This window comes from Methanosarcina sp. Kolksee (assembly GCF_000969945.1).
Classification (GTDB): domain Archaea; phylum Halobacteriota; class Methanosarcinia; order Methanosarcinales; family Methanosarcinaceae; genus Methanosarcina; species Methanosarcina vacuolata.
On record NZ_CP009524.1, the window covers coordinates 1,633,881 to 1,649,559 of the forward strand.

The following is a 15,679-nucleotide window of genomic DNA, read 5'->3' on the forward strand; positions in this document are numbered from 1 at the left end:
CGATTTTAAAATGAGGAACCCTTATTGTGTGCAGTTGTGGTTTACATATGATCCAAACATAATCTCTCATACTAAACTTTGAAAAATGATTCAGTGTTTATATGTGTTGTGGGAGTTTAGCCACACGTTAACCGGTTTTAAATCTAATGTGTATTATAAGAAAAAGAAGTAGGTAAAAGCCCTCTTCTACCTTTTCCAGAACCTCTCCCAAAAACCTTAGTAGAGATCTTCACCGGAATCCTCTTTGTTTTCAATGCATTTTAAGGCTTCAATTTTCCTTTTCGCATCTGCCATTTCGGGATAGAGACGAAGGATTTCACTGAAGGTGTTTATGGCTTCGGTATACCTTCCCAGTTTTCCAAGGATAACTCCCCTGTAATTCATAGCCTGCACATCGTGAGGTTTTATCCTGAGCAGCCTGTCAAAGGTTCTAAGGGCATCTTCGTACTCTTCCATTTTTGCAAGAGAAATCCCTAGATATTTCAGGGACTGCTCGTGCCAGGGATTAATGGCAAGAGCTTCACCAAAGGCCCGGCAGGCAGTTTCATACAGTTTCTGTTTGAAACAGACGACTCCTACACTATAAATTACCTTAATATTTTCAGGGTCTTTTTCCAGAGCAAGGTCAAAGGCTTTCAGGGCTTCTCTGTACATTTCAAGCTTACAGAAAGCGATTCCTTTGTAGTTCAGGACGTCGATATTTTCAGGGGAAATGTCAAGGATGCGGTCAAAATATCCAATTGATTCCTGGGGCCGGTTAAGCTTGATAAGAGTTGTGGCTGCGTTATACAGAGCTTCTTCATTCTTCGGATTGAAAAGAGCGGCTTTTTCAAAGGCTTTCAGGGCTGCTTCCGGACTTTCGAGTTCCATCAGGCAGAGCCCGAGGTAGTTCAGGCTTTCAGGGTCTTCGGGCGAGGATTCCAGCAGAATTCCAAAGGCTTCGGAGGCAGCTTCGTACTCACCCAGGTTGAAAAGTACAAGCCCGCTATAATAGAGTGCTTCCCTATGCGCCGGGTCATGCTGCAGAATTATGTCAAAAGCTTCAAGGGCTTTTTCATACTCCTGAAGCTCCATTCTAGCAATTCCGAGCCTGTAACAGGCTTCAACAGAGTCCGGGAAATCAGGGGCAGACAGGAGCACCTTTTCGAGGTCCTGAGCTGCTTCCTCAAAGTGCTGTAGTTTGAAACTGGCCACTGATCGGCTGTAAAGAGCATTTACGTTGTCAGGTTTCAGGGTTAGAGCAGAACTGAAAGCCTGATCCGCTTCCTCATACATATTCAATCTTAGAAGGGAAAGCCCAAGCTGCTCCCAGGCAGCTTCCAGGGTTGGATCGATTTCCACGGCTTTTTCAAAAGCTTCAACGGCTTGTCCATCCTGATCAAGCCCCCTTAGAGCAAGCCCTGCTACATACCAGAGGTCGGCAGCATCAGGTTTTACCTCGAGGATTTTTTCAAAAATGTCAAGAGCAGCTTCATAGTCTCCCAGTTTGATCTGTGAGAGCCCCATTTTCGTCCAGGCATCTTCGGTTTCAGTGTCATTTAGTTTATCTTCTAATCTGAATTTCTCATTTAACCCGGGGCTTTCGGTCTGATTTTCTCTCTGAGTTTCATCCAGACTTAATTCGTCAATTTCTTCAGGAATTTCCGTCTGATCTTCCAGAATTGCCTGTTCGAAGGACTCCAGGGCTTCAGCATAGTACTCATGAGAAAATAGAATGAGCCCTCTTCTGTACCAGGCTTTTTCAAAGCCAGGATAAAAGGATAAAAGTTCTGAAAATATCTCAAGGGCTTCCTCAGGCCTGCCGAGCTCCTGAAACACAACTCCCTTGCCGTAAAGGGCTTCTTTTGAAGCCGATTCGCCTGCTGTAAGTTTTCTAAGCGGCAGGAGGGCTTCTTCATACCTTCCAAGCTCTATAAGGGAGAAGGCAAACTTTTCAAGGAGTTCGTCAAAAGCCTCTGTGTTCTCAAAAGCCGGGAATTCTCCTGCGTTTTCCTCTCCTGCGCTTTCCTCATAGTTTTCTTCTTCAAACTCTCCAGTGCCTTTAGTATTAAAGTTCTCAGTTACAAGTTCGAGAAGAGCATAAACTGTAGAAACCACTTCTTCTGTTTTTCCAAGTTCAAAAAGGGCCAGGGCTTTTCTGTACAGAATTTCGAGATCCTGTGCCCCGGAATTAAGGATAGCATTAAAGACTTCCACGGCTTTTTCATATTCTCTGTTTTCGAAGTAGGCGATTCCTGCGTAATAAGAAATTTCGGGTTGCTGGCAGCCGAGGGCAAGAGCGTTTTCAAAGGAGCTGACAGCTTCTTCAAAGTTTCCCAGCCTGAAAAAGGCAATACCCCTGTAGTAATGCAGATCTTCTTTTTTCTGGCAATATTCCAGCGCTGTCTTAAACGCTTCAACGGCCTCCGGATATTCTTCAAGCTCGAAGTGAGTATAGGCTTTTTGCTCAAGGGCATAAGTACAGTCAGGCTTCAATTTAAGGACAGAGTCAAACATAGTCGAAGCCCTCTTTACTTCTCCAAGGGCTTTTAAAGCAACTCCTTTTCTGAAAAGGACAGTTTTTCGCTCTGGATTAATCTCCAGAACCTGATCAAAGAGTCCAATGGCTTCTTCATAAAACCCCTGCTTGAAGCAGGCCGTGCTCAGGTGTGCAAGAGCTTCAGTATTGAATGGATTTCTTTTGAAGACTTCCCTGAAACCTGAAGCCGATTCTTCATATCTCCCCGACCGCAGTAAAGCGAGGCTTCTCATGTAAAGGGTCTCAAGGTTTTCAGGATCTATTTTCAGGGAGGCTTCAAAAACCCTCACAGCTTCCTCAAAGTCTCCAAGCTCGAAACAGGAAAGCCCCAACTGGTAACAGGTATCCTGATAAGCAGGGTCAAGCTCAAGGACTTTTTCAAAGTCTTTTGCCGCTTCCTCATGCTGCTTCAGTTTTGAATGGGATATTCCTTTCAAATACCAGGCCTCTACAAACAGGGGGTTATTTTTGGTAAGCCTTGAAAAAACCTCAAGCGCTTTTTCGTAAGCTTCCAGCTTGATAAGCACAAGCCCTTTCCAGTAGAACGAAGAGTACTTTTCTTTATAATTATTTTGTTTAGAGTTATTTTGTTCAGAGTTATTTCGTTCAGATGAGTTTTTTTCAGGGCAGTATACAAAAGAGCCTTTATCTGAGCCCTCACTTATTTCTTCAAATAGAGAAAGGGCTTTAGCGTACTCCCCGGATTCGAAACTGGCTAATCCTAACTCAAACTTTACTTCTTTGTTGCCAGGGTCAAGTTCCAGTATTCTGGAAAGGGTTTTAACTCCGGATTCGTACTTCCTTAACTGCAGGAAACAAATAGCTTTTTTATGGAGTGCGGAAAGGTTCTCCGGATTTCTTTCAAGTACAGCTTCAAGAGCCCCCAGGGCAGCTTTGTATTGTTCGGTTTCAAACAGACAGAGAGCTCTATACTCAAGGGCTTCTTTCATTTCAGGATTAAGGCGAATTGCAGACTCAAAGGCACATGCTGCTTCCTCTAACATGTTTATCCTATACAGGCTAAGGCCTCTGTAGTACCAGAGAATATCAGAATCCGGCTTTTCTTCGAGAGCGCTCTCAAAGGTTTCCAGGGCAGGGATGTACCTTTCAAGCTGCATTTGCGCAAGTCCTTTGTAAGTGCGTGCGTTCTCATAATCCGGATTCTTGTCTTTGTAATCCGGATTCTTGTCTTTGTAATCCGGATTCTTGTCTTTGTAATCCGGATTCTTGTCTTTGTAATCAGGACTCTTTATCTCGTCACATGCCGGTTTATCTATATCATTACTATCGAGATTTTTTAGCTCCTCATAATCAGAGTTATCTATCTCTTTATAACTTAGATTTTTTACAATTACTTCATCAAAAGCTCTTATAGCCTCTTCAAAGCGTTCAAGTTTTAGCAGGGCAATTCCTTTTCTATACCAGGCTTCCCTTGAGTCCGGATTTTCACTAAGCATCTGATCAAAAGCCTGAAGCGCAGTCTCATAATTTCCGATTTCCATTGCAAATTTTCCTTTCCTACACTGGATTTCCGGGTCTTTGGGATCTTTAGCAGCGAGTTTTTCAAAGGTTTCCAGGGCTTCTTCCTGCTTTCCGAGCTCCGCCTGGGCAGTCGCAAGGCTGTATAAAAGTTCGGGATAATCGGGATTAAGGGACAGGATTTTTTCAAAGCATTCCAGAGCAGTTTCTGTTTTTCCGAGTTTTAGCAGGGCTGTTCCCCTATTGTAAATTGAATCCAGGTCTTCAGGACTTGTTTTAAGAACTTCGGCAAATGCTTCGCTAGCTTTTTCATATTCATCGGCAGCCAGCAAAATCAGTCCTCTATTTCTCCAGGCATCTTCAAAATCAGGCCTGAGACTCACGGATTTTTCAAAAGCTTCAAGAGCTTCTTCTGTTCTTCCAAGCTTTCCGAGCACTATTCCTTTATTATTCCAGCCTTTCTCAAGATACGGGTTTAACCGCAGACCCTCTTCAAAGGCTTGAAGGGCTTCTTCATAGCGGTCCATGGAATAAAGAGCAAAACCTTTATTCATCCAGCATGCGTCGTTATCGGGTTTGAGTTCCGCAACTTTCTCAAGAGCTTTCAGGGCAGGCTCGAATTTTCCGTTGTCAAGGAGAATTAATCCTTGCTGCAGCCAGAGCCCATAGTTTTCGGGTTCTTTTTCAAGGCTCTGTGCAAGAGAGTCAAGAGCCTCTTCGATACGGCCTAACTTGATCAGCATAGTACCCCTGAGCTTTTGGGCCTTAATAAATTCTTGATTTTGTTTAAGCATGGAATCGAAGGCTTTGAGAGCTTCTTCATACTTTCCTTCTCTGGCGAGCAAACGTCCCTGCTGGTACAGGGCATCACCATATGCAGGGTCCAGTTCGGCAGTTCTGGAAAAAGATTTTGCAGCCTCTCCAAAGCGCTGCAGTTTCACGAGAGCAAGAGCCCTGTTGTACCAGATTTCTTTAGTTTCCGGATAAATTTCAAGCACAGAGTCAAAGGCCTCAAGGGCTTCTTCATAGACCTCAAGCTTCATTAGAGCAAGGCATTTGTAATTCCAGGCTTCGAAATAAGTAGGGTCCAGCCTGATGGCTTCTTCAAAAGCTTTTATGGCATCATTGAGCCTTAGCAGCTGGATAAGAGCAATACCTTTCTTGAGCCAGATTTCTTTATTTCCCGGGTTTATTTTTAAAATTTTCGAAAAAGTTTTCTCGGCATCCTCATAGCTGGAAAGTTCGTTTAAAAGTATGCCCTTCTGATAGAGGGCCGTCTCGCTGACAGGAAATTTCCTTAAAAATGAGTCAACACATTCCAGAGCTTCTTTGTTCTTCCCCAGCTTTATCAACGAAAAATATTTTTGTTTCCAGGAATCTTTATGCCTGGGGTTTTCTCGAATTAGGGAATCAAAGCATTCCAGCGCTTTTTCGTACTTCTCAAGCTGTGCAAGAACCAGGCCTTTTGAGTAGCAAGCGTCTGCGTTTTTTGGGTTGATCTTAAGTGCGTGCTCAAAGCACTCCAGAGCTTCTTCGTAGTTTCCGGCTTTTCCAGTTACGGTGCCCTGGGCATACCAGGCGCTTTTGCATTCCGGCTCAAGCTCAAGTGCTTTCTCAAAACAAAGAATCGAAGCCTCATTTTTTTCCATTTCGGCAAACGCCAGTCCTTTATGGTACCAGATTTTTGGATTTTCAGGATTTATTTCAAGTGCGTTGTCATAGGTTTCGAGAGCTGCTTCAAACTTTCCAAGGGTGGCCAGTGCGATTCCTTTTTTGTATCGGGCATCGAAATTTTCAGGCTCGAAGTGCAGTACCTGGTCAAAGGAGTCGAGGGCTTCTTCTGGTTTTTTGATTTTCAGTAGTGCGAGTCCTCTGTTAAATAGAGCTCCTGTGTGACCTGGATCTTTGTCTACAATCTTGTTGAAAACATTAATCGATTTTTCGTATTTTTTCTGTTTAATCAGGCCAAGTCCTCTTTGAAAAGCTTCATCGTGATTGATAACCAACTCCTCCGATCCTTTTTTCTAATTCTGTCCCTACACTTCCTACTTTTATTCATGCACTCTTCGAATTCTGTTCCTGCACTTTTCTGATTATGTTCCTGGAAGCTCAAATATCTGAAACTTGAATACTAGTCTTTTTTATCAGACCTTTATAATATTTTGCTCTGTTTTCTCCGACTTATCAGTTTTTGCGAGCTTTTGCCTCTCACTTGCCAATTTAAAATCTTTTTCAAAATGTTAACGATTTACCAGCGTTAACCGTTAAATTTAGGAGAAGCGAATGGTCAATCCCCGCAACTTTTGTTGTGGGATACAGCCTTCATCTGTACCAACTTTTGCGATCTTACAAGCTATTTGTTCTTACACGTTCTGTACTCACTTGTCAAGTTTTGTCTTGGAAGCTGCAAATGCTACAAGAGCCGCTTGTAGCGTCGGTTGAAATTCCATAGATGCCTGCGACTGAAGCCGCGGGAGCTGTCACCACTACATCCAGCCCGAAGTCTGTTGTCATTAAATTTTTGTTTAGAATTTAATTTCCTAACATTGTATATAAACGATCCTCAATAATTGAGCGTGGGAGACTAATTTTCAGCCTATTTTTTAAGTGTCTTTTTAAAGATATCCTTCTGATTTTGCAGGCAACCGTATTATAAATATACTGTTAATAAACATACTTATAATATCTAAAATAATACCTAAAGTTAATTTGCCTAAAATTTAAATTAAACTTCAAAGACTCCTGAAAATGCTTCCTGAAGATTTCTGCATGTTTCTTTATTGAAACAAACAAGAAAAACCTTTTCAGGCAATCCATTTCCCTGAAGGAATTTAGCTATTTCGGAAACTGCAATTCCTGCAGCTCTCTCTGAAGGAAAGTTATACGCTCCTGTACTTATAGCTGGAAAGGCAATGGTTTTTATAGTATACTCTCTTGCAAGTTCAAGGCTTTTTCTGTAGCAGGAAGCCAGCAAGCTATCCTCTCCTTTCTGTCCCCCCTGCCATACCGGCCCGACAGTGTGTATTATCCATTTTGCAGGCAGAAAATATCCCTTTGTAATTTTTGCTTCTCCTGTAGCACAACCTTTTAATCCCTTACATTCTTCCAGCAGTCCTGGCCCTGCAGCTCTATGGATAGCGCCATCGACTCCTCCACCCCCAAGAAGAGTTGAATTTGCGGCATTTACGACTGCATCTACTTCCAGTTTTACGATATCTCCCTGAATTACTGTTATCCTGTCTGAAATGCGTACCATAATCTGCCCTTCTGCTTCTGTTTATATATTGTCCGATATTTTCCTCTAGCGTCAAGTCAATCATCAAGGATTCAATGGGTCTGAATTATTGCAATTGATTTTATAGGCTATTTGTCATTCCATATGGATAAGCTGATTTTCAATTCGAAACCGCATTGGTTTTTATGAAGACATTACGAGAATATCCACAAAAAACAACGAAGAGCCATTTTATAAAACATTTTGCGGTTGACCAGACACTGGATTATTTGTATTGTCTACAGCTTTCTGTTTCAACTATCTTTGGGCAATTTCTGGCTTTACTTTGAGAGCATCGTAAAAGTCAAGAACTACCAAATTTATATTATTAAGTCATACAATTTATTTCTTTTTTCTGTCACAAATCAAATATTTAGGCTCTTCGCTATTCCGTATGAATAAGATGCTTTTCAACTCAAGACCGCATTGGTTTTTATGAAGACATTACGAAGATATCCACAAAAAACAACGAGGATCCATAATAACAGGCTGTCTCAAAACTCGAATCATTTCTACAATTGGGTGATTTATATTATTGACTTTAAATGTAAGTCGGAAATTATTCTGGAATTCAGGTACATACTTGCTTTAAAATCTAATTTTTTAACCTTTTTGTAGAATCAAATGTTATTTTGAGACCGCCTGCTATAGAAATAGTCCTGAAATAAATAGTCCTGAAATAAATAGTCCTGAAATAAATAGTCCTGAAATAAATAGTCCTGAAATAAATAGTCCTGAAATAAATAGTCCTGAAATAAATAGTCCTGAAATAAATAGTCCTGAAATAAATAGTCCTGAAATAAATAGTCCTGAAATAAATAGTCCTTAAATAATCAGGAAAAAGGTACAGACGTTGCCCTATTAAACCAGGGTCATTGAGTACCATGGCAGGGATGCAGATGAAGTGAGGAACCTTGTGATCTCGTTCTTCACGAAGTTTTTCATCGATCAATTTGTCAACTTCGAGCTCCTGGAAAACTCCGGCAATGAGACCAGGGTGACCTCAAAAGCTTGTACGTTTTATTGAGGATTCACTCTTCTACTGTTGTTTTTATCTGCCATGGAAGGTCAAGAAAACAGATATGAAAATTAATTGTATTGACTTATATGTTTACCTGCCGAATCTAGGTTCAAGTATTCAAACCTGCTTTATAGCCTCTTGGGAAGCAGTCACTATAACCTCTTTCATAGCCTCTGGCATAATCGCTTTTCCTGGCTTCTTTCTTTATAAATGCACTGTAGGGCTTCCTGCTGTCGGCTTTACCTTCTCTAAATCCGTCTTTATAGCCGTCTCTGCAGCCTTCTTTGTAGCCTCTATCATATTCTTTTTGATTTCCACCTGCCGATCCAGCTCTCAGGCCTGCTTTATAGCCTTTTGGGAAGCAGTCGCTATAACCTCTTTCGTAACCTTTATCATAGTCGCTTTTCCTGGCTTCTTTCTTTATAAATGCACTGTAGGGCCTCTTGCTATCGGTTTTGCCTTCTTTAAAACCGTCTTTATAGCCGTCTCTGCAGCCGTCTTTGTAGCCTCTGTTATATTCTTGCTGGTTTGCGCTTACCGCCGCAACTGTCACTGATACTATAAAACAGACTACCAGCAAAATAGCCACTGTCTTTTTTATACCCATTTATTCACTCCTCAAATCTGTTTCAACTTTACCAATTGCCAACAAAGTCAATAGGACTTCAACAAAGTCAATAGGACTATTACGCACTTGAGGAACAAAATCAATTACAGCAAAGACTGCGAATTAAAGTTATGTTTTAGGTAGTTGACTGTCTGATGCTGTTGGTTCTTCAGTCAGTTGCATAAGTCCTAGTCAATTTCAAACATATGCAACATAACAGTCATTATTCATAGAATATAATATTAATAGAAATATAAATAAGAAATAAATATAAATCATCGCATCGAAAGAACAAGGTTGTACATAGGCACAAAAACTTAACTTTAAACAGTATGTCCGAATCACCGCTTATGATTTCCGGCAATGTCTCGAATTTGCTGTAAATTTGAAATCAAATTTTTGTGTAGATGATGGTAACCTTCTGATATGGAGTTTTCTACAATATAACTTTTTTGAGATTGTAATTCTACAGAAAAAGAACATGACACTTTTTGAATAACATGCACAACCAATGAAAGTGCTTGCAGATGGCAGTATTTTCATGCTAAGAAGGAGGTTTGAAACAGGCTTTTCAGGAGCACAGAGTGTATGTTCTGACGGCGTTTTGCAGGTTCATAACTGAAAAATTAAGAAACTTAAAATAAATTACGGTTCTAAGGTTATAAAAACTTTAAAATTAAAGTTAAAAATATGGATGTGTTAAAATATGGATGTTAAAGAAGTAAATCGCCATGGACAGGAACTGATCAAACATCTGAAAATCAGAACGTCTCCTGTAGCAGTAAAGCTGATTTCGAAAGGGTCAGAAATCCCGGAAAGTATCAAGAAAGCAGAAGAGTGTATGACTCACTGCCAATTTGTGGATAAAGTTAGAAGAACCCGAGAAGAGTTCTACACTTTAAATGAAAACCAAATGTGTAAAGTTGGAGCTGGTGCAATGGGACTTGGCTCAGTTCCTGAAGATCTGGTCACTGGGGAGCTTTATTACAAAGAATTCGAGCTATTCAGCACACTGGGGGCCTCAAGACGTACTATTGATATGATCCCAATCCTTCCGCCTAATTCAACAGAAGCTATTCTGTATTCTCCCCTGGAAGAGACCTCATTTATTCCGGATGTCATTATGGTTGTCGGTAATCCTAAACAGATGATGTTACTTACACAGGCAGCAATGTACGGAATAGGGGGAAGGCTTGAAACGAGCTTTTCAGGAGCACAGAGTGTATGTTCTGACGGTGTTGTGCAGGTTTATAAAGAAGGAACAGTAGGCGTTACACTTGGTTGCACTGGAAGCAGGGCTTACGCCACGCTTACAGATGATGAAATGATTATGGGAATCCCTATTGAGCTTCTTGATGATGTGGTTTCGGGCCTCAAGCAAGTATGCCCTTAACTGAAACCTGATCTGAAATTACCAGTTTTACTGGTAGTCCTGGTCATGCATGTAGTGTTTTTAATACAGCAGATGTATCCTCTTCAAATTGTATGGGTAAAGGCGGCGGACCGTATAATGAAGACTATATTGTTAATATTGCCGAGGGTGGTATATGTAAACCCCAGTACCTGTTTAATAGCGGGGGGTGGTATAACTTATCAGTAAAGGTTGTTGAGTCTTATAAAGTGTATTGAGACTAAAATTCAGGTTTGAGACTAAAATTCAGGTTTTGAGACTAAAATTCAGGTTTGAGACTAAAATTCAGGTCACATTCTCACAGTAAATTCACAAATCGTCTACTGACTAATTATCTTCAAGTTTTAGGGGTTATGAATGAGTATATATCCCAGACCGCCACATGTTCAAATTTATTTATATTTATTTACATTTATTCAAACCGTTTCTATAATTATATAATCAATGTTGTCTATTCATACGACCTGATGAAACGAACAACAAATTTCTTTATATTAGTATTATTGGTTTTGACGTTATGTACTGCTACTGCAGGCGCTTCAGCTAATGCTGCTTGTAATGTAAAAATTGTCAAGTTCACAGTAAACAATCCAACTGGAATAGCACCAGCTAAAGTAGGGTTTACAACTTATACGTCAGGCACTGTTAAAAGTGTTCAATACCAGGTATTGGATAAAAATGGAAAAGTAGTTGCATCCTGCAGATCTTACTGTACACACTGCACGGTAAAGCATATCTGCAATTGTTCACTTATTATAAAAAAGCCTGGTACCTATGACGCAAAAGTAACTGTATATGGTGCTGGAAATTGTCACGTACAGCAGATTAAAAAGTCAGCCATTAAAATAAAAGCTGCATGAAAATAACTGTAAAGCAATAAAGGTAAAGTAATAAAGGTAAATTAATAAAAGGGATAACTCCCTTTTTACTTTTTATTTTAACACTGGCAGATCTGCCCTCTTGCATACTTTTGTTTCCAGTAGCAAGAACAGGTTTAATGCCTTTCTTACTCTAACTTCTCCTGCCTAATTTTCGGTGTTTTCAGTCTTTTCTATTCTTCCCTTCCCCGGCAGCCTCTTTAGTTTGTCTTTCTTTCACTTTCTTTCTCTTCAATCCCTTTTATAACACGGTCCGTTCTTCTTGTTTTACTTTTTCGTATCCCGTTTTTAATGTCACATTCTTTTCCGTCTGTGAACAGAACAATCATATAATATTTAGTGAGCTCAAACCCATTTTAATAAAAGTCAATCCGAAGATAATCTGTGCAATCCCCAGAGCACGGATAATAGAAAAGTAGTGTTTACTGTTTATAAAGGACTTTGACTTTTCTACAATTAATGTGATGGCTACCTTTGACCCGACAAGAAAGATATAAAACCCTAATATAAACAGAATCGTGGCTGAAACCTGAGTGTTCAGGCTCTTATAAATTATCGGCCCACCTATGGAAAACCAGAAGACATATGGATGTGGGTTTCCAAAATTCACAATAACTCCTTTTTTAAGGGCATCCTCTTTTTCTACATTTAATTCAAAGCTGTCTTTTTTGATTTTCAGTAATTCGATTCCTGAATATATTAGATATGAAGCCCCAAAAAACGCAATGATTCCGATAATAAAATCATAACTTTTCAGATGCGACAGCACATACAATACGGATAAAACGATTGGCAGGTCCGTAATCAGAGGCGACACTGCAACCTTTATTCCTTCCCACTTGCCATACTGTAGAGTTTCAGAAATGGTTACAGCAAGCAGTGGGCCTGGAGATGTTCCTGCAGCAAGGCCGAGAAATGACCCCAGGGCTAAAAATTCAATAAGATCTAGCACCTTTATGCCTCATTTTTTAATATGTCAATCCAGGGAACCTGCCTTAAATCTTGAGTAACCGTGAATTCCTAACTCAGTTAGTCAGATTCCTGATTTAAAGCTATAATAATTTTAAAGTATATAATAGTACAACACTGATGTAGAATAACCATCAGCGACCTATATAATACCTCAATTAATATTGAACTTTGAACCTTGAATTTGTAGATTTTTAAAAAAAGGAGGCATTTATGCCTCTATTTTTGAAAACAAGAATGCTCCAACCATGCAGACAAGAACCGAGAGCAAACCTATTACTGCCAGGTCATTATAGATTCCAAACACGTTCATTCCGGCAATTGCTCCTCTTAAGCCATCTACCCCATAGGTAAGGGGATCGATCCTACTTATAAAATAGATCGACGGCGGCAGGTTTTCTAGGGGAAAAAGGGCGCCGGATAGGAAGAAGATAGGCATGATCAGGAAGTTCATAATCAGCTGGAAACCCTGCATATCTTTCATCTTTGAGGCTATGGCAAGGCCCAGGCCTGTAAAGAAGATAGCTATTAGGGACATGAAGACCAGCCCGACGGCAAGGTTTGCAAGGCCTGGAATTCTGAACCCGAGTAGATAGGTCAGGCTCAACACGATTAGACCCTGGATCATGGCTATAGTTGCGCCTCCAAGAGTTTTTCCGATCATAATTTCTGTCCTTGAGATAGGAGCTACCATAGTCTCTTTCAGAAAGCCGAATTGCCTGTCCCAGATAACCTCAAGCCCCGAAAATACAGCAGTGAACAGGATGGACATTGAGACGATTCCTGGTGCAAGAAAATCCAGGTAGTTTGCCCCTCCGCTTGCTCTCGTATACATCGGGCCGAACCCGAATCCAAATGTTATCAGAAAGAGCAGAGGCTGCCCGAGAGAACCAAGCAACCTCGCTTTTGAGCGCCAGTAGTGTTTTAGCTGCCTGAGCCAGAGGATATAGATTACCTCGATCAATGCCTGACCCTCCTTCTCATACCCCTTATAGCCCGTACTCTGTGTCCAGATTCGTTATCGTCCCTGATATCCCGGCCTGTTAATTTCAGAAAAGCCTCTTCTAAGGAGTCGGTTTCCGTCTGTTTCTTTATTTCTTCAACAGTGCCGGACTCTATAATTTTTCCGTGGTCAATGATTGCAATCTGGTCTGCAATTGCTTCGGCTTCTTCCATGTAATGCGTGGTCAGAAAAATTGTCATTCCTTTTTCTTTGTTCAGGCTCTTGATATGGCTCCAGATAGAATTTCGGGTCTGGGGATCAAGGCCTACTGTAGGCTCGTCAAGGAAAAGGATTTTCGGGTAGTGGACAAGCGCCCGCGCAATCTCAAGCCTGCGCTTCATGCCGCCGGAATAGCTTTTAACATAGTCTTCCCGCCTGTTCCAGAGCCCGACAATTTCCAGGGCTTTTTGGATTCTTTCATCTCTTTCCTTTTTAGGTACCTTATAGATGACTGCATGGTAAACAATATTCTCGTAAGCAGTCAGTTCTTCATCAAGGCTGGAGTCCTGAAAGACTATTCCGAAAGATGCACGGGCGTTATCCTGCTCTTTAAGCGCATTGAAACCGTTAATGCTTATTTTTCCTGATGTGGGCTTCAAAACAGTTGTGAGCATTTTGATAGTTGTGGACTTGCCTGCCCCGTTTGGGCCAAGAAAAGCAAAGATCGAGCCGGTTTCAACGTTGAAACTGATATCTTTTACAGCTGTAAAATCATCAAATTTCTTCGTGAGTGACTGAACTGAGAGTATATTTTGCATGGGTGAACCTGAAATGTTTTTTTAAATAAGGAAAGGCTAATAATAGAATTTCTTCTGTAATATTTCTTCTGTTAAATTTCTTCTGTTAAATTTCTTCTGTTAAATTCCTTTTGTTGAATTCCTTCTGTTAAATTCCTTCTGTTGAATTCCTTCTGTTTTCTTTATGGATAAAATGATTTTCAATTAAGGTTAGTGTTAGTTTTACTGGCTTCAAAGAACATATTTCCAGCCGTCTTTTTTCAGGCTATTTCTGTGTTTTTCATAATCAGGCATGAGTTCTCGAACAAATTTCCAGAACCGTGCCGAATGATTTTTCTCTTTTACGTGGCAGAGTTCGTGCACTACTACATACTCAAGCTGCTTCGGTGGTGCCATTATAAGCTGGAAATTTATCCTCAATACATTCTCTGCAGAACAACTTCCCCAGCGCTTTTTCTGGTACTTTACCTTAAATATTGGAGTATCTACCCCGAGCTTTTTCGAATAAATCTTCAGAAGCTTCTCAACTTCCTCTTCGGCACGTTTGCTATAAAAATTCCAGACGGCTTCTTTCACCAGAAAAGGAAGCTGATCTTCAGAAGTATTCTCGGAAATCTCAATCTTAAGTTCGGAATCCTGGAAAAAAGCCAGAGGTTTTTTAATGTTATTCATGGATGTGATTCTCAGAGGACATTCTCTGCCCAGATAAAGATAAACTTCCCCGTCGCAATACTGCTTTTTTTGATCAGGCAGTCTGTTTTCCTCGAACCATTCAAGCTTTTTAAATATCCACCAGGCTTTTCTTTCAACCATTCCTTGAATAGTGTCTGCACTCAGACCCTGAGGTGCCCGAAACTCGACTTTCATGTCCGGGCGGACTAAAATAGCCGCACTCTTTCGCTTTTTACTGTATACGATCTCATAATTTATAGTCCTGCCACATACATTGATTCTATTGTTTTTTCTCATTCCGGTTTCCTCAGAATAAAAAGAATTTTCAATTCAATTGTTCTTTTACTGGTATCCTCTTCAAATTCAATGGAGTTTTTCAACTCGAAAAATGTGCAACAATTTTACCATACAGTTATAAAGTTGAATCCATCGCTTGAGGTTGTTTTTTGAACTTATATATATTCTTAAATATTCAGCAAATACATGAAATTTACTTTTACCCATGAAATTCAGAAAATAATTAAAATCACTTCATTGGTCATCGGTTAAGGAATTTTCTTGCCAAAAAACTATCGATTTTGCATTAGAAACCGGCTTTAAATTTTCGCCTCTTCGTATAAAATAGATACCCTGTTCCAGCCCACGACTATTAAACTATTTAACAAATATTGTGGAAATGGATGTAGTTTTCACAATCCCTTACTTAACCGAAGAAGCATGAAAATCACTTCAATTCCAACTCTTAAAGCCTGAAGAGCACTTCTGATCTTTCCTGATTTCAATCTACAGGTCAGGCTCTTTTTGCATTTCGTTATATCTTCTATAATGCCCTGGAAATGAGTAACTTCTCCTTCCTCATTGCGCTGGATAAATGTTTTCTAGTCAATCCAGCGGACGTCAGCAGTCTGAGTAAGAATCCTGTACTGGCGGTTGAATTCCTGTCCTTCTTCTTCTCAATTTTCCTCAAGTTCAAGTTCCACAAGGAGCAAGTCCTCGGGATGGATTGATTACGGTTTCAAGAACATCGGCTGCAATGAAAAACTCAAGTCCGAAGGCAATTCTTTTTGTAAGCTCTTTTTTATTCGAAGAGTTTCATGTGTGTTTTGTGAG

General features: G+C 40.3%; 11 protein-coding genes and 1 pseudogene. 2 read left to right on the plus strand and 10 right to left on the minus strand.

The features are described 5' to 3' along the window. Positions 1 to 216: 216 nt before the first annotated feature. From MSKOL_RS06765 to MSKOL_RS20685, 5 genes and pseudogenes are all read right to left on the minus strand, one after another. Positions 217 to 6,003: a tetratricopeptide repeat protein gene (locus tag MSKOL_RS06765; RefSeq protein ID WP_048154623.1), complete on the minus strand. Its 5,787-nt coding sequence runs from the start codon at positions 6,001 to 6,003 to the stop codon at positions 217 to 219. Between the two features lie 379 nt (positions 6,004 to 6,382). Continuing rightward, positions 6,383 to 6,511, minus strand: coding sequence for a hypothetical protein (locus tag MSKOL_RS21320; RefSeq protein ID WP_255351972.1), 129 nt, complete (start codon positions 6,509 to 6,511; stop codon positions 6,383 to 6,385). A 211-nt stretch (positions 6,512 to 6,722) separates the two neighbouring features. Next, positions 6,723 to 7,253 (minus strand): O-acetyl-ADP-ribose deacetylase, encoded by a 531-nt coding sequence (locus MSKOL_RS06770; RefSeq protein WP_048154625.1) that lies wholly within the window; start codon positions 7,251 to 7,253, stop codon positions 6,723 to 6,725. A gap of 835 nt (positions 7,254 to 8,088) precedes the next feature. Further along, positions 8,089 to 8,333, minus strand: a pseudogene (locus tag MSKOL_RS19885) (DUF4277 domain-containing protein); the annotation flags it as partial. 68 nt (positions 8,334 to 8,401) lie between these two features. Beyond that, positions 8,402 to 8,899, minus strand: coding sequence for a hypothetical protein (locus MSKOL_RS20685; protein ID WP_052725372.1), 498 nt, complete (start codon positions 8,897 to 8,899; stop codon positions 8,402 to 8,404). Between the two features lie 706 nt (positions 8,900 to 9,605). Between MSKOL_RS20685 and MSKOL_RS06785 the strand changes: the two genes are divergently transcribed. Together MSKOL_RS06785 and MSKOL_RS06790 are read left to right on the plus strand one after the other, a co-directional pair. Beyond that, positions 9,606 to 10,292, plus strand: a complete 687-nt coding sequence (locus MSKOL_RS06785; protein WP_048154631.1) for a DUF169 domain-containing protein — start codon at positions 9,606 to 9,608, stop codon at positions 10,290 to 10,292. A gap of 485 nt (positions 10,293 to 10,777) precedes the next feature. After that, a complete protein-coding gene (locus MSKOL_RS06790) occupies positions 10,778 to 11,170 on the plus strand; it encodes a hypothetical protein (RefSeq protein ID WP_156150985.1) in 393 nt (130 codons plus the stop codon). 343 nt (positions 11,171 to 11,513) lie between these two features. Here MSKOL_RS06790 and MSKOL_RS06795 read toward each other — a convergent pair whose 3' ends face one another. The 5 genes from MSKOL_RS06795 to MSKOL_RS21590 all read right to left on the minus strand — a co-directional run bounded on the left by MSKOL_RS06795 (position 11,514) and on the right by MSKOL_RS21590 (position 15,628). Further along, entirely contained in the window at positions 11,514 to 12,140 is a 627-nt protein-coding gene (locus MSKOL_RS06795; protein WP_048154635.1) for a LysE family translocator, read from the minus strand. A gap of 228 nt (positions 12,141 to 12,368) precedes the next feature. After that, positions 12,369 to 13,121, minus strand: coding sequence for an ABC transporter permease (locus MSKOL_RS06800; protein ID WP_048154638.1), 753 nt, complete (start codon positions 13,119 to 13,121; stop codon positions 12,369 to 12,371). Further along, positions 13,118 to 13,918 (minus strand): ABC transporter ATP-binding protein, encoded by an 801-nt coding sequence (locus MSKOL_RS06805; protein WP_048119726.1) that lies wholly within the window; start codon positions 13,916 to 13,918, stop codon positions 13,118 to 13,120. Before MSKOL_RS06805 ends, MSKOL_RS06800 begins: the two co-directional genes overlap by 4 nt. Before the next feature lie 210 nt (positions 13,919 to 14,128). Next, positions 14,129 to 14,866 carry a M48 family metallopeptidase gene (locus MSKOL_RS06810; protein ID WP_048154641.1) on the minus strand — a complete coding sequence of 246 codons (738 nt, stop codon included), beginning with the start codon at positions 14,864 to 14,866 and terminating at the stop codon, positions 14,129 to 14,131. 672 nt (positions 14,867 to 15,538) lie between these two features. Next, the gene (locus MSKOL_RS21590) at positions 15,539 to 15,628 is read right to left on the minus strand and encodes a DUF1622 domain-containing protein (protein WP_082091225.1); all 90 of its coding nucleotides are present in this window, start codon (positions 15,626 to 15,628) and stop codon (positions 15,539 to 15,541) included. Positions 15,629 to 15,679 lie beyond the last annotated feature (51 nt).